17 protein-coding genes are annotated in these 19769 nt (G+C 70.6%); 12 read left to right on the top strand and 5 right to left on the bottom strand.

The features are described from left to right. The first annotated feature begins 29 nt into the window (after positions 1-29). Together RZE77_RS30805 and RZE77_RS30800 are read left to right on the top strand one after the other, a co-directional pair. A complete protein-coding gene (locus RZE77_RS30805; protein WP_319442482.1) occupies positions 30-647 on the top strand; it encodes a YitT family protein in 618 nt (205 codons plus the stop codon). A 34-nt stretch (positions 648-681) separates the two neighbouring features. Continuing rightward, a complete protein-coding gene (locus tag RZE77_RS30800; RefSeq protein ID WP_319442481.1) occupies positions 682-1125 on the top strand; it encodes a bacteriohemerythrin in 444 nt (147 codons plus the stop codon). On the opposite strand, the gene ubiM is transcribed toward RZE77_RS30800, so the two are convergent. From ubiM to RZE77_RS30780, 4 genes are all read right to left on the bottom strand, one after another. Then, entirely contained in the window at positions 1122-2342 is a 1221-nt protein-coding gene (gene ubiM / locus RZE77_RS30795) for a 5-demethoxyubiquinol-8 5-hydroxylase UbiM (RefSeq protein WP_319442480.1), read from the bottom strand. The genes RZE77_RS30800 and ubiM overlap by 4 nt on opposite strands. 66 nt (positions 2343-2408) lie before the next feature. Then, on the bottom strand, positions 2409-3077 hold the full coding sequence (locus tag RZE77_RS30790) for a hemerythrin domain-containing protein (RefSeq protein ID WP_319442479.1): 669 nt from the start codon (positions 3075-3077) through the stop codon (positions 2409-2411). A gap of 33 nt (positions 3078-3110) precedes the next feature. Then, positions 3111-3578, bottom strand: coding sequence for an OsmC family protein (locus RZE77_RS30785; protein ID WP_319442478.1), 468 nt, complete (start codon positions 3576-3578; stop codon positions 3111-3113). An 85-nt stretch (positions 3579-3663) separates the two neighbouring features. Beyond that, on the bottom strand, positions 3664-4242 hold the full coding sequence (locus RZE77_RS30780; protein WP_319442477.1) for a Rossmann-fold NAD(P)-binding domain-containing protein: 579 nt from the start codon (positions 4240-4242) through the stop codon (positions 3664-3666). A gap of 208 nt (positions 4243-4450) precedes the next feature. Here RZE77_RS30780 and RZE77_RS30775 point away from each other — a divergent pair, with 208 nt between their 5' ends. The 5 genes from RZE77_RS30775 to RZE77_RS30755 all read left to right on the top strand — a co-directional run bounded on the left by RZE77_RS30775 (position 4451) and on the right by RZE77_RS30755 (position 11227). Continuing rightward, positions 4451-5170 (top strand): ABC transporter ATP-binding protein, encoded by a 720-nt coding sequence (locus RZE77_RS30775; RefSeq protein WP_319442476.1) that lies wholly within the window; start codon positions 4451-4453, stop codon positions 5168-5170. Between the two features lie 7 nt (positions 5171-5177). After that, positions 5178-7568, top strand: coding sequence for an ABC transporter permease (locus RZE77_RS30770; protein ID WP_319442475.1), 2391 nt, complete (start codon positions 5178-5180; stop codon positions 7566-7568). A 5-nt stretch (positions 7569-7573) separates the two neighbouring features. Next, a complete protein-coding gene (locus tag RZE77_RS30765; protein WP_319442474.1) occupies positions 7574-8848 on the top strand; it encodes an efflux RND transporter periplasmic adaptor subunit in 1275 nt (424 codons plus the stop codon). Beyond that, positions 8832-10220 (top strand): phenylacetate--CoA ligase family protein, encoded by a 1389-nt coding sequence (locus RZE77_RS30760; protein WP_319442473.1) that lies wholly within the window; start codon positions 8832-8834, stop codon positions 10218-10220. The genes RZE77_RS30765 and RZE77_RS30760 overlap by 17 nt, the downstream gene beginning before the upstream one ends. Before the next feature lie 164 nt (positions 10221-10384). Further along, complete coding sequence (locus RZE77_RS30755; RefSeq protein WP_319442472.1) at positions 10385-11227, top strand: universal stress protein; 843 nt, start codon at positions 10385-10387, stop codon at positions 11225-11227. Positions 11228-11250: 23 nt separating this feature from the next. Here RZE77_RS30755 and RZE77_RS30750 read toward each other — a convergent pair whose 3' ends face one another. Next, on the bottom strand, positions 11251-12915 hold the full coding sequence (locus tag RZE77_RS30750) for a PHA/PHB synthase family protein (RefSeq protein WP_319442471.1): 1665 nt from the start codon (positions 12913-12915) through the stop codon (positions 11251-11253). 145 nt (positions 12916-13060) lie between these two features. Here RZE77_RS30750 and RZE77_RS30745 point away from each other — a divergent pair, with 145 nt between their 5' ends. From RZE77_RS30745 to RZE77_RS30725, 5 genes are all read left to right on the top strand, one after another. Next, positions 13061-15694 carry a cation-translocating P-type ATPase gene (locus RZE77_RS30745; RefSeq protein WP_319442470.1) on the top strand — a complete coding sequence of 878 codons (2634 nt, stop codon included), beginning with the start codon at positions 13061-13063 and terminating at the stop codon, positions 15692-15694. 37 nt (positions 15695-15731) lie between these two features. Further along, positions 15732-16160, top strand: coding sequence for a universal stress protein (locus RZE77_RS30740; protein WP_319442469.1), 429 nt, complete (start codon positions 15732-15734; stop codon positions 16158-16160). Between the two features lie 83 nt (positions 16161-16243). Further along, positions 16244-17248: a sodium:calcium antiporter gene (locus tag RZE77_RS30735; RefSeq protein WP_319442468.1), complete on the top strand. Its 1005-nt coding sequence runs from the start codon at positions 16244-16246 to the stop codon at positions 17246-17248. A 237-nt stretch (positions 17249-17485) separates the two neighbouring features. Further along, positions 17486-18949 (top strand): NfeD family protein, encoded by a 1464-nt coding sequence (locus RZE77_RS30730; RefSeq protein ID WP_319442467.1) that lies wholly within the window; start codon positions 17486-17488, stop codon positions 18947-18949. Continuing rightward, positions 18946-19749 (top strand): slipin family protein, encoded by an 804-nt coding sequence (locus RZE77_RS30725; RefSeq protein WP_319442466.1) that lies wholly within the window; start codon positions 18946-18948, stop codon positions 19747-19749. Before RZE77_RS30730 ends, RZE77_RS30725 begins: the two co-directional genes overlap by 4 nt. The last annotated feature ends 20 nt before the right edge of the window (positions 19750-19769 follow it).

The raw sequence follows: 19769 nt of genomic DNA, 5'->3' as shown, positions 1-19769 counted from the left end.
CGCGAGCCCGGCCCGCACGGCCATACCCTGTGTTGGACGACGCACAGGGCTTCGCGACGGCCGTGCTGCTGGTCGGGCTGGGGCTGGCGGTGCTTCGCAGCGCCCATCTGCTGACGGGCGGTCTTCCCGGCCTGGCCTTCGTGCTGAACTATGCGACGGGCTGGCCCCTGGGGTGGACCCTGCTGATCGTGAACCTGCCCTTCATTGCCTTCGGCTGGCATGCATTCGGCTTGCGCTTCACGTGGAAGACGATGCTCGTCGTTGCCGGCCTGTCGCTGAGCGTCGAGGGAATAGGACGGGTGCTCAGCGTGCACTCGGCACACCCGCTGGCCGCGGCGGTCGCCGGCGGCCTGCTGATCGGCGTCGGCCTGCTCATCCTGTTCCGCCATGGCGCGAGCCTCGGTGGATTCGGCGTGCTGGCGCTGTTCCTGCAGCGCCGCTACGGCTGGCGCACGGGCGCCGTGCAGATGGCCTGCGATGCCGCGATCGTGGCCTCGGCCTTCGCCCTCGTGGAGCCGAGCCGTGTCGGCTACTCGATCGTTTCGGCCGTGATGGTGAACCTGGTCCTGCTGTGGAACCACCGGCCCGGCGCGCAGGCGGTGCGATCGTTGAGCGGCATCAAGGGCCCACCCGCCGGCCATCGATAACCTTGCCGCCAGTTCCATCCTCAGAGGAGACCGCATGGCTGTCCTGGACCGATCCGATGCCACTTCGCTCGGCCTGCCTTTCATGGACCAGGCCCGGGGGCGCTTCGCCCGCCTGCTGGCACAGGTGGAGGCCGCCGGCAACGCCGCGTTGCCGGAAGCCTGGCGCGATCTGCTCGCGTACGCCGCCGAGCTCTTCGCATGCGAGGACATCTGGATGCGGGCGTCCGGCTTTGCTGCGCGCCGGGATCACGCGGCGCAGCACCGCGTGGTGCTGGAGGTGATGCGCGAAGGTGCGGTGCATGCAGCCGAGGGGCGGCTTGCGCAGCTGCGGGAGATGGCGTGCCAGTTGAGGGCCTGGCATGAGGCGCATGGCCGGACGATGGATGCGCCGCTGGCGCGCCATCTGCGCATGCGGCGGGCCGGCCGCGGGAGCGTCGCTGCGCGGCCGCGGGGCTCGCAGGCGGTGCAGCGCGCCTAGGCCGCGGCGCCGGGCAATCGCAGCCCGCCGCGTCCCGTGAGGCGCGCGGTGATCGCCGCCTTCAGCGGCGGTAGATGCTGCGCACCGCGCAGGATCAGCTGCCGCGCGAGCCGCTGCGGTGCACCGGTACTGGCATAGAGTTTCGCCACGGCGTTGGTGCCGTGATAGACCGGCGCCGCATCCCGGCGGTGCGCGCGCTCGTAGCCCGCGAGCACCGCGGCGTCGCCGATGTCCCGGTGGGCCGCGCGGGCTGCGCAAAGTGCGTGGACCAGGGACGCGACGCTCTGCAGGCCGAGGTTGTAGCCGTGCGCCGTGACCGGATGCATGCCGACGGCCGCGTCGCCGACGAGCGCGCTGCGCTGGCCCACGAAGCGCCGGGCATACGCGGCAACGAGCGGATAGGGAAAGCGCTGGCCCAGCAGCTGCATCCGGCCCAGCCGGCTGCGGAACTGGCGCTCGACGAGCATCGCGAATTCGCCTTCGGACAGTTGCATCAGCCGTTCGGCGGCCGCGGCGTCGGCGGTCACCACGACCGACGAGACATGGCCGACCGCAGGCAGCACGGCGAGCGTGCGCTCGTAGCCGAAGCACTCGTAGGCCACGTCGTGGTGCGGCAGTTCGTGCTGCATCCTGCAGACGATCATGGTGCGGCCGAAGTCGTGCATGTCGGCCGCGATGCCCAGCTGCTTGCGCGACCAGGAGAAGCGGCTGTCGGCCGCGACGAACAGGTGGCCCCGCAGCTGCTGCGGCAGGCCCGGCGCGGTCTCGAAGTCCAGCTGTACGTGGCCGGGCTCGGTGGCGACGCGCAGCACGTGCGCGCGGTCGATCAGGCGCAGTGCCGGGCGCTCGGCCGCGGCTGCAAAGCTGACGCGGCGCAGCGCATGGTTGGGCACGATCCAGCCGAGGACCTCGGTGCCGGGGCCGCGCGGGGAAAAACTCAGTGCCGCGTCCTGCCGGTCGCCATCGATGACGCGCGCTTCGCGGATGCAGCCGATCTCCTCGGGCAGCAGGCGCTGCCACAGCCCCAGGGCGCGCAAGGTGGCGACGCTGGCGTGCGTCAGCGCGATGTCGCGTCCGTCCTCGGGCGGAGCGGCCAACGCTTCGCGCGGCTGCGCGTCGAGCACGGTGGCGGTGAAGCCGGCATCGGCGAGGGCAATGGCCAGCGCCAGCCCGGCCGGGCCGGCGCCGACGATGAGGGCGTCAGGTTCTTGCTGCATGCGGGTTCCTGCGGAGGTGAAGGCAGGAATTGTTGGGCGGGGCGGCGCCGTGCGCCTTGACGGGCATCAAGGCCGCGGCCGCTGCGGGGCGGGGGCATCGCCCGCGTACACCGGCAGCGCGGTGCCCGCGAATGCCTCGAGCACCGAGCCGACGTTGCCGCAAGCGTGGAGCGCGGCGACAATCGTGCGGAACAGCGGCTTGTACGTTTCGTCGGCCTCGTGGCCCGCGAGCGGATCGCGGTTCATGCGGAAGGCGGCGTCGAGTTCGGCCCATTCGCCGTCGCTCAGCACCGATTCGGCGAGCGGCAGGATCTGCGTTTCCTCGACCTGCATGTGGGCCAGGTAGAAGTCGGCGTAGTGCCGCATCAGCTGCTCGAACTTGTCGCGCCGCATCTCGCACTGGGCGGTGCCGCTCATCGTGCGGAACCCCAGCAGCGCATGCTCGAGCTCGCGGATGGCGCACTCGCCGTGCGCATGCTCGCGCTCGAGCCGGTCGAGTACCGCATCGGTCTGCGCGCTGCGGCCGCGCAGCTTCGGAAACAGCAGCAGGCTCTCCTTCGGATGGTGCAGCTTCTCCGGGAACTCGTCGACGTAGAACAGCATGGCCTGCAGCGCATCGAAGTCGGGCAGGGTGCCGTGCCGCCGGTGTTCGCGCAGCAGCAGCGTGATCGAGCGCAGCATGGCCGACAGGGCACGGTGCTCGTGGCGAATGATGGTCAGGCTGTCGTGGGTCATGAGGCACCTCCCGCGGGGACCAGGGCCCGCTTTTCAGGTTGTCAGCAACGCACCGCTGTGGTCGAAGACGCGCACCTCGACCGGAATGGCGGCGCGCACGCTTTGCGTCACGACGCAGAAGTCCTCGAACTGGGCCAGGGCCCGGTCGAGCTGCCTGAGCGTCGATGCCGCAACGCCAAGCCGGATGGCGACCTCGATGCCCGCCACGCGCAGCCGGCCCTGGGCATTGCGCGACAGCGTGGCATCGGCCGTCGTTCGCATGGGGACCGCCTCGTTCCTGAACTTGCGCAGCGAGAACAGCAGGCTGGACGACAGGCAGTTGGCCACCGCGGCCACCAGCAACTGCTCCGAGTCCGGCCCGGCCCCCGTTCCCAGCGGCGGCTTCACGTCGGTCAGGAGCGCGGCGGCGCCGGGCGTTCCGAAATCGACGGCAAACCGGTAGGCGTCGTGCAGCACCAGTGTGATGTGCTCGGTGGGTTCAAGGGTCGTCAGGGTCTTCATCGCGAGGCCAGTGTGGAGCCCGCGCCGCTGCGCGGGCTTGACGTGGCGCAAGGGACCGGCGAAGGAATACCCGCAGGGCGCCGGCTCAGCTGCCAGTCATCGTGGCAAGCAGCATGGCCTGCAGCACGAAGCGATGGTTCTCCGAGCGCTCGGCGGCATGCTCGCCGAGGCAGGCGATCCGCGCCCGCACATCGGTCGCGCAGCCCTGTTCGCGCAGTGTCATCAGGTCCGCCAGTACCGAGGCGGGATGGTCGATGCCTTCGAGATCGTCATAGACGGGCACGCCCGCATGCTGCTCGATCTGCCGCACTTCGGCGGGCGTGAGGGAGGCGCAATCGATGGCGTCGTAGAGCCGGCCCAGCATCTGCGAAAGGTGGCGGAACTCGGTGCCGCCCGGATCGACCGGGGGACCGAGCCGCACATGGGCCACGCGCGCGCCCAGGTCCAGTGCGGCGCGATGAAGCACCGACATTTCCGCGTCGGGCGGCCGCTGGCGCAGCAGGGCGATGTTCTTGCCGGCCAGCGGCCGGTCGCCCGTGCGGCCCGCGAGCGATGCGGCCTTCAGCCGGCAGGCGAGCTCGTGCACGGCCGAAAGATCGCCGGCCAGGAATTCGCCGCCGGCGTGCAGGCCGGGACGGTGCAAGGAGCTCTGGGTCGTTTGCATGACGATCGCAGCCTATAGCCCGTGCCGCCGCCATCCTTGACGGGCATCAACTCCCCGCCACGGCAGGAACGAATGACACGGTGCATTCACCCGCCGTTCACCGTGGCGCCGAACGCCCCCCGGTTCCGGGCCCCTGCACACCCGCGCGAGCCGCCCGGAGTTGATGAAGATCAGGGCGCGCGGCGCCGTCGCACCGCAGGATCGGCGGATGACCTTGGATCCACTGCTTCCCGTCTTCCGGGCCCGCGGCCTCGGAAAGACCTATCGCGCGGGCGACGTCGACGTCGTGGCGCTGCGCGATGTCGACCTGGACGTCATGGCCGGCGAGTTCGTGGTGCTGCTCGGACCTTCCGGCAGCGGCAAGTCGACGCTGCTCAATATCCTGGGCGGCCTCGAGGTGGCCAGCACCGGCAGCCTGCACTACTACGAGCAGGACCTGGTCGCCGCCGGCGACAGGGCACTCACGCGCTACCGGCGCGAGCACGTGGGCTTCGTGTTCCAGTTCTACAACCTGATTCCCAGCCTCACGGCCCACGAGAACGTGGCCCTGGTGACGGACATCGCGACCGATCCGATGCCGATCGACGACGCGCTGGACCGCGTGGGCCTGTCGGCGCGGCGCGACCATTTTCCGTCCCAGCTCTCGGGCGGCGAGCAGCAGCGCGTGGCGATCGCCAGGGCCATCGTCAAGCGGCCCCGGGTGCTCCTGTGCGACGAACCCACGGGCGCGCTGGACTATGCGACGGGCAAGCTGGTGCTCGACGTGATTGCCCGCGTCAACCGCGAGCTCGGCACCACCACGCTGGTGATCACGCACAACGCCTCGATCGCAGGCATGGCCGACCGCGTGATCTCGCTCGGCGATGGCCGGATGCAGAAGATCGAGCGCAATGCGCATCGGCTCGCGCCCGCGGAACTGTCCTGGTAGCACGGCCGTGAGAGCACTCGACCGCAAGCTGCTGCGCGACCTGCGCACGATGTGGAGCCAGGTGCTCACCATCGCGCTGGTGGTGGCCAGCGGCGCCGGCGGCTTTCTCACGAGCCTGTCGGCCATCGACTCGCTGGCCACCGCCCGCGACGTCTTCTATGCGCAGGGGCGCTTTGCGGACATCTTCATCACGGTCAAGCGCGCGCCGCTTGCGCTGGTCGGCCAGCTGCGCGAAGTGGCGGGCGTGGCCGAGGTCCAGCCGACCATCGAGCAGATCGTGCGCATCCATCTGCCCGCGAGCACCGACCCGGTGCTCGGACAGCTGATCGGCATCGACCGCGCCGTGCCGCCGCGCCTGAACCAGGTGAGCATCGTGGCCGGGCGCGGGCTGTTCGACGGCGCCGCTCCCCGCGGCGGCGGGCTCGAGGCCATCGATGCGCTGGTGTCGCTGGGCTTTGCGCAGGCGCGCGGCCTGAAGCCCGGCGACACCTTCGGCGCGCTGCTCAACGGCCGGCAGCGGCAGTTGCGCATCGTCGGCACCGCCGTGTCGCCGGAGTTCGTGTTCGCGGGGCTGTGGGGCATGCCGGACCAGCGCGGCTTCGGCATCATCTGGGTCGACCAGGAGGTGCTGGCCGGCGCCTACGACATGGAAGGCGCGTTCAACACGCTCGCGGTGCGGCTCGCCCCGGCCGCGGTGCGGCGCGTCTCCGACGCCGAGGTGGCCGATGCGCTGGCCCGGCCGCTGGCGCGCTTCGGCGGCGCCGCGCCACGTACGCGCGAGGAGCAGGTATCGCACGCGATGCTCGACAACGAGATCAAGGAGCAGCGGGTGCTCGGCATCATGCTGCCGTCCATCTTTCTCGGCGTGGCGGCGTTCCTGCTGAACGTGGTGGTGGCGCGGCTGATCGCCACGCAGCGCGAGCAGATCGCCGCGCTCAAGGCACTGGGCTATGCGAACCGCACCATCGCCGCCCACTTCCTGAGCCTGGTGCTCGTGATCGTCGCGCTGGGCCTCGTTCTGGGTGTGGCGTTGGGCGACTGGCTGGGCGCTCGCCTGGTCGGCCTCTATGCGGAGGTCTTCCACTTTGCGGAATTCGAGCACCGCATGGATCCGCGGCTGGTGCTGCTGGCGGCCGGCGTGACGCTGGCAACGGCGCTGCTGGGAACGCTCTCGGCCATTGCGGCAACCGTTCGGCTGACGCCGGCCGAGGCCATGCGGCCGCCGGCGCCGGGCCGCTACCGCCGCACGCTGGCCGAGCGCCTGGGCATCGCGCGCCTCAGTCCGGCGGTGCGCATGATCCTGCGCAACATGGAGCGCCGCCCGGTGCGCACGGGCCTGTCGATCGGCGGTGTCGCGGCGGCGGTGGCGATCGTGGTGATGGGCAACTTCTTCCGCGACGCCATCGACGTGATCGTCGACAGCACATTCACCTTGTCGATGCGCAGCAACGTCTCGGTCTGGCTGGTGGAGCCGGCGGACAACGCCGTGGCGCTGCAGCTGGCGCGCCTGCCCGGCGTGCTCGCGCACGAGTCGCTGCGCGACGTGCAGGTGACGCTGGTCAACGGCCATCTGCGCAAGCGCCTGCAGATCCGGGGCGGCGCAGTGCGCAGCGAACTGCTGCGCATCGTGGATGTGGACGGCCGGCAGTCGATGCCGCACGGCGACGGCCTGCTGCTGACCGACCGGCTGGCCGAGAAGCTGGGCCTGCGCGTGGGCGACGTGGTGCGCGTCGAGGTGCACGAGGGCCGCCGGCGCGCCTTCGAGGCGCGGGTGGACGGCACGGTGCGCGAGATGATGGGACTGAACGCCTACATGAACCGCGCGGCGCTGAACCGCGCGCTGGGCGAGGGCGACATCGCCACCGGCTTCCTGCTGGCGCTGGAGCAGGGCAGCGAGGCGCGGCTGCTGCAGGCGGTCCAGGCGCTGCCGCGCGCGGCCGGGGCGTTCAGCAAGGCGGCGATGCTGCGCAACATGCAGGAGGTGACGGCGCGCAACATCCTCATCATGAGCACGGTGCTCACGCTGTTTGCCGCGGTGATTGCCGTGGGCGTGGTCTACAACAACGCGCGCATCGCGCTGGCCGAGCGCGCCTGGGAGCTGGCCAGCCTGCGCGTGCTCGGCTTCACGCGCGCGGAAGTATCGGGCCTGCTGCTGGGCGAGATGGCGATCGGCATCGCCATCTCCCTGCCGCTGGGCATGCTGGCGGGCGATGCGCTGGTCCACCTGATTGCCATGCTGCTGAAGTCCGACCAGTTCCTGTTTCCCGTGGTGATCCGTGCGCGGACCTACGCCCTGGCCGGGCTGGCCGTGGTGCTGGCCGCCGCGGCCAGCGCGCTGATCGTGCGCCGCCGCATCGATCGCATCGACATGGTCTCGGCCCTGAAAACGAGAGAGTGAACCCTGTGACCTCGAAAAAAACCTTGTGGATATCGATCTCGGCAGGCGCGGCCCTCTCGGCCGCGCTGCTGTGGGCCTTCGCGCCCAGGCCGCTGGCCGTGGAGGTGGCGCGCGCCAGCGTGGGGCCGTACGAACAGGCCGTGCTCGAAGATGGCCGGACGCGCCTGCGCGACCGCTATGCCCTGAGCGCGCCGCTGAGCGGCCGGCTGGCCCGCATCGCGCTGCGCGAGGGAGACGCGGTGGAAGCCGGTGCGGTGGTTGCCACCATCACGCCGGCGCTTTCGCCCATGCTCGACGAGCGCACGCGGCGCGAGCAGTCCGCCCGCGCCGAAGCCGCCGAGGCGGCGGTGCGCAGGGCCGACGCCGGCGTGCAGCGCGCGCGCGTCGCCGTGGAGCAGGCGCGCATCGAACTGCGGCGCAACGAGCAGCTGGCGCAGCAGCACTTCATCTCGCCGGCCAAGGTCGACACCGACCGGCTGGCGCTCGAGGCCGCCCGGATGGAACTCGAAGCGGCCGCGCAGTCGCGCCAGGTCGCGGGGCACGAGCGCGACACCGCGCGCGCCGCCCTGGTCGCGATCCGCACACCCGGCACCGGCGAGGGCAGCTTTGCGCTGCGCTCCCCGGTGAGCGGCCGCGTCCTGCGCGTGGCGCAGACCAGCGAGGCGACGGTGATGCTCGGCGCGCCGCTGATCGACATCGGCGACACCACGCGGCTGGAGATCGTGGCCGAGCTGCTGACCACCGATGCGCTGCAGGCACTGCCCGGCGCGCCGGTGCGCATCGAGCGCTGGGGCGGCGAGGGCGTGCTGGAGGGCCGTGTGCGCCGCGTCGAGCCGGCCGCGTTCACCAAGGTGTCGGCGCTGGGCATCGAGGAGCAGCGCGTGAACGTCCTGATCGACCTGGTCGGGCCGCCCGATCCGTGGCAGGCGCTGGGCGACGGCTACCGGGTGGGGGTGCGCATCGTGACGCTGTCGCGCTCCGCGGTCCTGCGGGTGCCGGTGAGCGCGGTCTTTCCGCAGCCCGGTGGCGGCATGGCCGTGTTCGTGGTGAAGGCGGGACGGGCGCAGCTTGCGCCGGTCGATTTCGGTGGACGCAACGGCAGCGAGGCCTGGGTGCGCGGGGGAATTGCCGAGGGGGCCGAGGTGATCGTCTACCCGGCGGCGGCGCTGCGCGACGGCATGCGCGTCAAGGTGCGTGCGGTGCGCGCAAGCTCGCCGTTCCAAGAAACCGCCCTGCGCCTCGCCCCCTCCGGAAACGACTCCCATGCTGCCCGTCCTTGATCCGTGGCAGGCATGCGCGGCCGCGGCGGACGTGTCCCTGGCCTCGCGCGCTTCCGACGAAGCGCTTCGGCGCCGCCGCGCGAGCCGCCTGGCTTCGCTCTTCTCCGCCGCCGCCGGATCGGCCCTGTACCGGCGCCTGTTCGCCGGCCGCGATCCGGCGACCACCCGCCTGGAGGATCTGCCCATCGCACACAAGAAGGCGCTGATGGGCGACTTCAAGTCCTGGGTGGCCGATCCGGCGCTCGACCTGGGCAGCCTGCGCGGCTTTGTCGCGGACCGCGCGAACATCGCCAAGCCCTGGCTCGGCCGCTACATGGTCTGGGAGAGTTCGGGCAGCACCGGCGAGCCGGGCCTCTTTGTGCAGGATGCGGCGGCCATGGCGGTGTACGACGCCCTCGAAGCCGTGCGCCGGCCGGTGCTTCGGCCGCTCCAGCGGTGGCTGGACCCGTGGGGGTTGACCGAGCGCATCGCCTTCGTCGGCGCGACAGGCGGCCATTTCGCGAGCACGGTGTCGGTGGAGCGGCTGCGCCGGCTCCAGCCCGGCCTGTCGGACCGCCTGCGCAGCTTCTCCTTCCTGCAGCCGATCGACGCACTGGTCGCGCAGCTGAATGCGTTCCGCCCGACGGTGCTCGCCACCTATCCGAGCGCGGCCGTGCTGCTGGCGCAGGAGCGGCGCTGCGGGCGATTGAAGGTGTCGCTGCAAGAGATCTGGACCGGCGGCGAAGGCTTTTCCCGCACCAGGCGCGCGTTCGTCGGGACGGCGTTCGCGTGTCCGGTTGCCAACAGCTACGGCGCTTCGGAGTTCCTGTCGCTGGCCTTCGAATGCAGCCTCGGCGTGCTGCATCTGAACAGCGACTGGGCGATTCTCGAGCCTGTCGATGCGCATGGCGCGGCCGTGCCGCCGGGCCGCCCCGGCTCGACGACCCTGTTGACCAATCTGGCCAACCACGTGCAGCCGCTGATCCGCTACGACCTGGGCGACCGCGTCACGCTGCTGGCGTCGCGCTGTGCATGCGGTTCGCGGCTTCCGGCGATCGAGGTCGAGGGCCGCGACGACGACACGCTCGTCTTTCGCGGCGCCCGCGGTGCGCCGCCCGTGAAGATCGTTCCGCTGGCGGTGAGCACCGTGCTGGAGGAAGAGGCCGGGCTGTTCGATTTCCAGCTGGTGCAGCAAGCCTGCGGCGAACTGCTGCTGCGAAGCGGCCGAAGCGGTGCGGACGCGCAAGCGGCGCTGGAGAAGGCAGGGCGGATGCTCCGGGACTTCCTGGCGGCGCAGGGCGCGGGCGATGTGCGCGTTCAGTGCCGTGCCGGCGAGAGCGGCTGCTGCGGGCGAAGCGGCAAGACCAGGCGCGTGGTTTCCTTGCTGCGATGAGGATGTGCGATGCGGCGCGTCGCCGAGGCGGCGGACACGCACCGGACAGATGCCGCGTGCCGGCTTGATCAGGATCAATGCAGCCGTGCCGCGGGAACCGATGATCCATCCAACCTCATCTCTTCCGCGCCCGAGGCGCAACGCATCACCGAACGGGCCATGCCATGAGCTTCAAGACCATTCTCGTCCACCTCGACCATTCGGAGCGCAGTGCGGCGCGCGCCGCGCTGGCGGCCCGCTGGGCCAGGGCGCACGAAAGCCATCTGGTCGGCCTCGTGCCGACGGGGCTGCGCGACGGCGTGATTCCCGCCGATGCCGTCGCCACGGGCATGACCGACTTCATTGCGGAATCGGCCGACTACCTGCGCCGGCGTGCCGAAGCCATCAGCCGTGAGTTCAGGCAGAGCATTTCGGCGGCGGGTTCCCTCTCGTACGAGGTGCGCCTGGTCGAGGGCGCGACCATCGATGCCGTGGTGCAGCATGGCCGCGCGAGCGACCTCGTCGTGCTGGGGCAGGACGACGCATCGAACGCGATGGACATCCCGCTGCATGGCCTTGCGGGGCATGTGCTGATGGAGGTGGGGCAGCCCGTGCTGATCGTGCCTTCTGCCGGGCAGTTCGAGAGCGTCCCGCGCAACGCCGTGGTCGCCTGGAACGGCTCGCGGGAGGCCGCCGTTGCCCTCCATGCCGCGCTGCCGGCGCTGCGGCGTGCATCCAGCGTCACGCTCGCTTCGTTCCGGCGCCCGAAGGAAGAGGACGACGACCGGCAGCCATCTGGCGCGGACATGCTCCGATTCCTGTCGCGGCACGGCATCCAGGCGACGTTCGAGCGGAATGTCACCGGCATCGATATTGCCGACGCGCTGCTGTCGCGCGTCGCCGAACTGGGCGCCGACCTGCTCGTGATGGGCGGTTATGGCCATTCGCGGCTGCGCGAGCTGATTCTCGGCGGTGTCACGCGGCAGATCCTTGCGCAGATGACCGTGCCGGTCCTGACGGCGCACTGAAAGCGGCGCGCCGGCCGGCGAACTCAGCGCACGAGAACGTAGCTGCCCGGCGCGTCGCCGAGCGGCGGGTAGCCGCGCCGCGGCGAACCCATGGCCGGCGGCCGCCGCCTCGGCCCCGAATGCGCGGCCAGCCACTGTTCGAAGCAGGGCCACCAGGAGCCAGCCATCTCCTTCGAACGCCCGAGAAATTCGTCCGGCGCCACGTAGGGTGCGTTCCTCGTTCGCTCGAGCACCCGGTGGCTGCGGTGCGGATGGCCCGGTTCGCTCAGGATGCCGGCGTTGTGGCCGCCCTCCGTGAGCACGAAGGTGACTTCGGCATCGCACAGCAGATGGATCTTGTACACCGACCGCCAGGGCGCCACGTGGTCGGTGCGGGTGCCGAGCGCGAACACGGGAATGTCGATGTCGTTCAGCGACACCGGCCGTCCGTCGACCAGGTAGTGGCCCGCGGCCAGCGCATTCTCGAGGAAGAGGCTGCGCAGGTAGTCCGAATGCATGCGGTAGGGCATGCGCGTGCCGTCCGCGTTCCACGCCATCAGGTCGGTCATCGGCACGCGCTCGCCCAGCAGGTAGTTGCGCACCACCGGCGCCCAGAGCAGCTCGCCGGGGCGCAGCGCCTGGAAAGCCGCCGCCATCTGCCGCGCGTCCAGGTAGCCCTGGCGCGACATGATGTCTTCCAGGAACGCCAGCTGGCTTTCGTCGATGAAGAGGCCCAGTTCGCCGGGCTCGGTGAAGTCCGTTTGCGCGGCCAGCAGGGTGAGCGTGGCCAGGCGGTCGTCCCGGTCCCGCGCCATGGCAGCCGCGGCGATGGCCATCAGGGTCCCGCCGAGGCAGTAGCCCACGGCATGGATGCGGCACTGGGGCACCACGGCCTCGACCGCGTCGAGGCTCGCCATGATGCCCAGGCGCAGGTACTCGGCCATGCCGAGCTGCGCATCCGCCGCCCCGGGGTTCTTCCAGGAAATGGCGAAGACCGTGTGCCCCTGGGCCACGAGATGGCGGATCAGCGAGTTGTGCGGCGAGAGGTCGAGCACGTAGTACTTCATGATCCAGGCGCCGACGACCAGGACCGGTTCGGCATGCACCGTCGGCGTCGCCGGGGCGTACTGGATGAGCTCGATCAGCTCGTTGCGCAGGATGACCTTTCCCGGCGTGAGCGCGACTTCGTGCCCGGGCCGGAACGATGCGGCCTCGGCGGGCGGCGGGCCCCCTGCCGCGCGGCCTGCATCCTCGATCCAGTGCATTGCGCCGCTCGCCAGGCTGGCGCCGCCGGTCTCGGCGATCCGCTGCAGCACCTGCGGATTGGTGACCGCGCAGTTGGCGGGCGACATCAGTTCCAGCCACTGCCGTGCCATGAAGGCCACCAGCTGCTCATGATGCCGGTCCACGCCGGGCACGCCGTGGATGAAGTTGCACAGCCGGTGGGCGATGGTCTCGTGGACCTGCCGGTACAGGCTGAACGGCCACCCATCCCATTCCTTGCCCGACAGGCGCGGCTCATGCACCTGGCCGGGTGTGCCGACGTCGGCCGCGTCGATGGCGACCCGCGCCGTGCGCCCGGGCTGGGTTGCGAGGTGAAGGGCCCAGTCGGACCACGCCAGCATCTGGGCGGCGGGCGACATGCCGCCACCCAGGTGTCCCCAGAAGGCGTGCAGGGTTCTGTCCAGTTCGTCGGGCGCTTCATTCACGGCAGCGCCCACCCGGACAAGAAAAGACAATCGTTCGAACATTGCGCATGGCGCCTCCGGTTTGCCCCGACTGTAGGGACCGCATCCGGCCGCTGCCTTGCGCTCGCTCAAGGTCCGCATCGCGCGCGGCGCGCACGATGGCCGGATGAACGACCCGCAAGATGCCAGCACGCTGGCCCGCGATGCGCACCTGCATCCCGCCGCCGCACTCGCCGCTCGGCTGGAGGTGGATCCGCGCGAAGGCCTGAGCGCCGAGGAGGCGCTGAAGCGGCATGCGTTCCATGGCCCCAACAGCCTGCCGCAGTCGCCGCCGCGGGGCCTCTTCGAACGGGTGCTCGACCAGTTCCGCGACTTCATGGTGCTGGTGCTGATTGCGGCGGCGCTGCTCTCCGGATTCATCGGCGATGTGGCGGACACTGTGGCCATTGCCGTCATCGTCGTGCTCAACGCCGCCATCGGCCTGGCCCAGGAGTGGCGCGCGGAGCGCGCGCTCGACGCGCTCAAGCGCCTGGCCAGCCCGCACGCGACCGTGCGGCGCGAGGGCAGTTCCCAGGTGCTGGAGACCAGCGCGCTGGTGCCGGGCGACGTGGTGCTGCTCGAGGCGGGCAATCTCGTGCCGGCCGATCTTCGCCTGCACCATGCGGCGCAGTTGCGGGTGGACGAATCGACGCTGACCGGGGAATCGGTCACGGTGGAAAAACACACGGCGCATCTGCCCGACGGTGTCCACGGGGTGGGGGATCGGCTCAACATGGCCTTCAAGGGCACGCTGGTCACGCATGGCCGCGCCGAAGGGCTGGTGGTCGCCACCGGCCCCCGGACGGAACTGGGCCGCGTGGCCGGCCTGCTGCGCGACACGCAGGCGCGAAGCACGCCGTTGCAGCTGCGCCTGGCCTCGTTCGGCAAGCGCTTGTCGCTGGTGGTGCTGTGCCTGTGCACGCTGATCTTCGGCATCGGCGTGATGCGGGGCGAGCCGGTGCTGCTCATGGCGCTGACCGCCATCAGCCTCGCCGTGGCGGCCATTCCCGAGGCGCTGCCGGCCGTGGTGACCGTGCTGCTTGCGCTGGGCGCGCGCCGCATGGTGAAGGTGAATGCGCTCGTGCGCCGCCTGCCCTCGGTGGAGACGCTCGGCTCCGTCAGCGTGATCTGCTCCGACAAGACCGGCACCCTGACGCAGAACCGCATGCGGGTGCAGGTGGTGGATCTGCTCGCCGGCGGTTCGCGGGATCCCCTGTGGCGTGCGGTGCTGCTGTGCACCGACGCCAGCCTGGGGGCCCGCGGAGAGTGGGTGGGCGACCCCACCGAGACCGCGCTGGTCGAGGCCGCCCAGGCGGCCGGCTTCGAGCCGGCTGCCGTGCGTGCGGCCCATGCACGTTTGGACGAGTGGCCCTTCGACGCCGGCCGCAAGCGCATGAGCACGCTGCATCGCGAGCAGGATGGCTGGGTCGTCGTCACCAAGGGCGCGCCAGAAACCGTGTTGCCGCACTGCACGCACCTGATATCGGGGAAGGAAGATCTCGCGCTGGACAGCGCCGAAGCCCTGTCCGCTGCGCAGGCGATGGCGGCGCGCGGACTGCGCGTGCTCGCGGTGGCACGCCGCGCCTTCGCGCAGAACCCGGTGGGCCGGTCCGCAGAGGACGTCGAATCCGGCATGGTCCTGCTCGGCCTCGTCGGCCTGGCCGATCCGCCGCGGCCGCAAGCCAAGGCGGCCGTGGCCGACTGCCGCAGCGCGGGCATCACGCCGGTGATGATCACGGGCGACCATCCGGCCACGGCATTGGCGATTGCGCGCGAACTCGGCATTGCCGAAGGCAGCGCGCCGGTGCTCACCGGCGCGGACCTCGGCGCGATGGACGACGCTGCGCTGCAGCGTGCGGCCCGCGACGTGCGCGTGTATGCACGGGTCGACCCGGCCCAGAAGATCCGGATCGTGCAGGCGCTGCAGGCCCAGGGCCAGTTCGTGGCCATGACCGGCGACGGCGTCAACGACGCGCCCGCGCTCAAGCAGGCGGACATCGGCGTGGCCATGGGGCTGGGCGGCACCGACGTCGCGCGCGAGGCGGCCAGCCTCGTGCTGCTCGACGACAACTTCGCGAGCATCGTGGCGGCCGTGCGCGAAGGCCGGCGCATCTTCGACAACATCCGCAAGTTCATCCGCTACGCGATGACCGGGAATTCCGGCGAGATCTGGACCCTGTTCCTCGCGCCCCTGATGGGCATGCCGATTCCGCTGCTGCCGCTGCACATCCTCTGGGTGAACCTGGTGACCGACGGGTTGCCCGGCCTCGCCCTGGCCGCCGAGCCCGCGGAGCGGGGCGTCATGCAGCGCCCGCCGCGCGCGCCGGGCGAAAGCGTGTTCGCGGGCGGGCTGTGGCAGCACACGCTGTGGGTCGGCCTGCTGATCGCGGCGCTGTGCCTCGGCATCCAGGCCTGGGCCCTGAAGACGGGCATGCACTGGCAGACCATGGTGTTCACGGTGCTCACGCTGTCGCAGATGGGGCACGTGCTGGCCATCCGCTCGGAGACCGATTCGCTGTTCACCCAGGGGCTGCGAAGCAACCTGCCGCTGGCCGGCGCGGTCCTGTCGACCTTGGCGCTCCAGCTCGCGGTGATCTACGTTCCGGCCCTGCAGCCGGTGTTCCGCACCGAGGCGCTGACGGCCGGCGAACTGGCGCTGTGCCTGGCATGCGCGGTGGTGGTCTTTCTTGCCGTGGAGGCGGAGAAATGGATTCGCCGCCGCTCGGCCCGCGGCGCGGTCCCTGTGGCCGTGGTCGTCTGACGGCTGCATGCGTCATTTGCCGAGAGGAGCAACGACCATGAAGATACTGATGCCGGTGGACGGCAGCGAATACACCCGCCACATGCTCGACTACGCGGCCGCGCAGGGCTGCTGGCTCGGCAGCATGCCGCACGAGCTCACATTCCTGGCCGTGGTGCAGCCTCTGCCTCCCCGCGCGCGCGGGGGCATGGACGAAGCCGAGGCGCAAGCCTTCTACCGGGAAGAAGCCGCAGCAGCGCTGCAGCAGGTCGTCGAGTTCGCCGCGCGGCACGCATGGCAGCCGGCCATCGTTCACCGGATCGGGCAGCCCGGCAGGGTGATCGTGGACATGGCCGTGGAACAAGGCTTCGACCTCATCGCGATGGGATCGCACGGCCACTCGGCGCTCGGCGCGCTGCTGCTGGGCTCGGTCACCTCGCAGGTGCTGGCGCAGTGCAGGGTGCCGGTGCTCATCGTGCGCCGCTGACAGGGGCCGTCGAAATTGCACGACCACCAGGAGGCCATGATGTCCGAGTCCCCACTGCCCAGGCGAATCTTCGCGGCTCGGCCATGACGCAGGCCTGGCTGCTTTTCCAGCTCGCTGGCTGCGCGGTGCTGATTGCGCGCGCGGGCTACGTTCTCAGCCGCAGCGCCGACGCCCTTGCCGGCACTTACGGGTGGGGACGCGGCTGGGTCGGCCTTGCGTTGCTCGCCACCGTGACCTCGCTGCCCGAACTGGCCTCGGGCCTGAGCGCGGTGGCCATTGTCGAAGCACCCAACCTGGCCATCGGAAACTCTCTTGGCGCCTGTGTCGTCAACCTGTTGTTCCTCGTCGTCGTCGACGCCTTGCAGCGCGACCAGCCGATGTACCGCGAGGCCAGCGCCACGCATCTGCTGTCGGCCGGGTTCGGCGTGGTGATGCTGGGTTTCGTGGCCATGAGCCTGCTCACCGGCACGCACGCGCCGGTCGTCCTGCACATCGGAATCTACAGCCCGATCCTGCTGGCGCTGTACCTGCTCGCGCTCAAGAGCGTTCATGGACATGAGTGCGAGGCCATGGCCGCCCGCGCTGCGACATCCACGCCGGCGTCGGCGGCGCAGACACGGCGGGAGTGGCGCCGGTTCGCGCTTGCGGCGCTGGTCGTGCTGGCTGCAGGCGCCTGGTTGCCCGAAGTGGCCGACGACCTGGCCAACGCGATGGGCCTGTCGAGGAGCTTCGTCGGCACGGTGCTGATGGCCGTCGTGACAACGCTCCCGGAGATGGCCGTGACGCTGGGCGCGCTGCGGGTCGGGGCGCTGGACATGGCCATCGGCAACCTGCTGGGCAGCAACCTGTTCAACGTCATGATATTGGCGCTGGACGACGCCTTCTATGTCCGCGGCCCGCTGCTCGCCGACGCCGCGCCCGTGCATGCCGGCACCGCGGTGTCTGCCCTGGTGATGACGGGGCTGGTGATCATCGGCCTGGTGATGCGGCCGCAGGGTCGGCCCCTGCGGGTGCTGAGCTGGGTCAGCGTGGCACTCGCGGCGACGTACGCTGTCAACGCGGCCCTGGTCTACCTCGGCGGAGCGTGAGGCGCGCATGCATGTGCCGTTGTCCGTACCAGGGCCTGTTCGGTTGACCGGCTGCGGGGCGAACGGTATTCGTTTCCCGGCAGAGTCCACTTGGCCATCTATGGCTTGACGAAAATCAAGCGGGACCATTTCGCGCGGCATACAGTGGCCTTCATATGCGTCGGATCGCGGCAGTTCGTCTGCGGGTGCGATCCGGTCCCCGCCTGCGGGCGGTTCGCAAGGAAAGCGAGCGACACCATGTTGACAGGCACGCCCGGTCGTGCGGTCCACCGTCTTTGCCGGGTGGCTCGGGCACTCGTGATCGGCGTGGCCATGCTGCTCGGATGGTCCGGCCCTGCATCGGCTGTGGCGCCGGTGCTGGTGCTCGAAGTGCGCGACGCCATCGGGCCGGCGAGTGCCAGCTACATCATCCGCGGCATGGCGAAAGCAGCGGAAGGCGGCGCGCCGCTGGTGGTGATCCGGCTCGACACGCCGGGCGGGCTCGACACGTCCATGCGGGACATCATCCAGGCGATCCTCGCCTCGCCAGTGCCGGTCGCCATCTACGTCAGCCCCGAGGGCGCGCGGGCGGCCAGTGCCGGTACCTACATGCTCTATGCGGCGCACGTGGCTGCGATGGCGCCGGCAACGACCCTGGGTGCCGCGACGCCGGTCGCCATCGGGTTTCCGGGGGCCGGCAGCAAGCCGCCCGCCGACGACAGGAAGCGCGAATCCGGGGACCCCGCCGATTCCCGGGCAGGTACCGGCAAGGACAAGCGCGATCGCGAGCCGTCGCCGCCGTCCGCTCCCGCGGATGCGATGACCGCCAAACAGGTGCACGACGCCTCCGCCTTCATCCGCGGACTGGCGCAGCAGCGCGGGCGCAATGCGCAGTGGGCCGAGCGCGCCGTGCGCGAGGCCGTCAGCCTCACTGCCGACGAGGCGCTGCGCGAGAAGGTGGTCGACGTGGTCGCCGCCGACATTCCGGATCTGCTGGCGCAGATCGATGGGCGGCGCGTGCGCGTGCGCGGCGCCGAGGTCATCCTGGCAACGCGGGACGCCGCCCTGGCGACGGTACTCCCCGACTGGCGGCAGCGCCTGCTGTCGGTCATCGCCAACCCCAGCTTCGCGCTCATCCTGATGATGATCGGCATCTACGGCCTGATGTTCGAATTCTCGTCCCCCGGCTTCGGCGTGCCAGGCACGATCGGCGCGATCTGCCTGCTGCTGGCGTTGTTCGCGCTGCAGCTCCTGCCCGTGAACTACGCCGGGCTGGCCCTCATCCTGCTGGGCATGGCCTTGCTTGCTGGCGAGGTCATGTCGCCCAGCTTCGGCGTGCTCGGTGTGGGCGGCATCGTGGCCTTCGTTGCCGGTGGCCTGCTGCTCTTCGACCGCGACGTGCCGGGCTTCGGCGTGCCGCTGCCGCTCATCTTCGGGCTGGCCGCCACCTCCGCCGTGCTCGTGCTGCTGGGGGGCAACATGGCGGTGAGGGCCCGCGGCCGCCCGGTGCTGAGCGGCCGGGAAGAACTGGTCGGCGCCGAAGGCGTGGTGATTGCGCAGGGCGACGCCGGCACCTGGGCGCGCGTGCATGGCGAGCGATGGAAGGTGACGAGCAGCGACGCGCTCGCACCGGGCCAGGCGGTGCGCGTCCTCTCCATCGATGGCCTCACGCTGGAGGTCCGCGCCGAGCCCGCATCGGATTCCCAAGGAGAAGGAACATGATCTTCGATTTCAACTTCGGCCTCGCGGCGGTCCTGCTGCCGCTGTTGCTGGTGCTCGCCGCGAGTTCGCTGCGCGTGCTGCGCGAATACCAGCGCGGCGTCGTGTTCCAGCTCGGGCGCTTCTGGAAGGTCAAGGGCCCTGGGCTGGTACTGGTGATCCCCGGCATCCAGCAGATGGTGCGCGTGGACCTGCGCGTGGTGACCATGGACGTGCAGCCGCAGGACGTGATCTCGCGCGACAATGTGTCGGTGAAGGTCAACGCCGTGGTGTTCTTCCGTGTCGTCGACCCGCAGCGGGCCATCATCCAGGTGCAGGACTACCTGCGCGCCACGAGCGAGCTCGCGCAGACGACCCTGCGGGTCGTGCTGGGCAAGCACGAACTGGACGAGATGCTCGCGGAGAGGGAGAAGCTCAACCTGGATGTCCAGCAGATCCTGGACGCGCAGACGGACGCCTGGGGCATCAAGGTCACCAACGTCGAGATCAAGCACATCGACCTCAACGAGACGATGATCCGTGCCATCGCCCGGCAGGCGGAAGCCGAGCGCGAGCGGCGCGCCAAGGTGATCCATGCCGAAGGCGAGAAGCAGGCTTCGGCCGCGCTCCTCGAGGCCGCACGCATGCTGGCCCAGCAGCCCGAGGCCATGCAGCTGCGCTATCTCCAGACCATGACCCAGGTCGCAGGCGACCGTGCCTCGACGGTCGTGCTGCCGCTGCCGCTGGATCTGCTCGGCTCGCTGATGGGCCGGCAGCCGGCCGCGCCGGCGCAAGAAGGCGGCGTCGCGACGCGGGCGCCGTGAAGCCAATGTCAGCGCCGTCT

The organism is Variovorax sp. SPNA7 (genome assembly GCF_033807855.1).
Taxonomy (GTDB): Bacteria; Pseudomonadota; Gammaproteobacteria; order Burkholderiales; family Burkholderiaceae_C; genus Variovorax; species Variovorax beijingensis.
The sequence above is the reverse complement of the archived record's forward strand: the minus strand, read 5'-3'. Positions and strand labels throughout refer to the sequence as shown.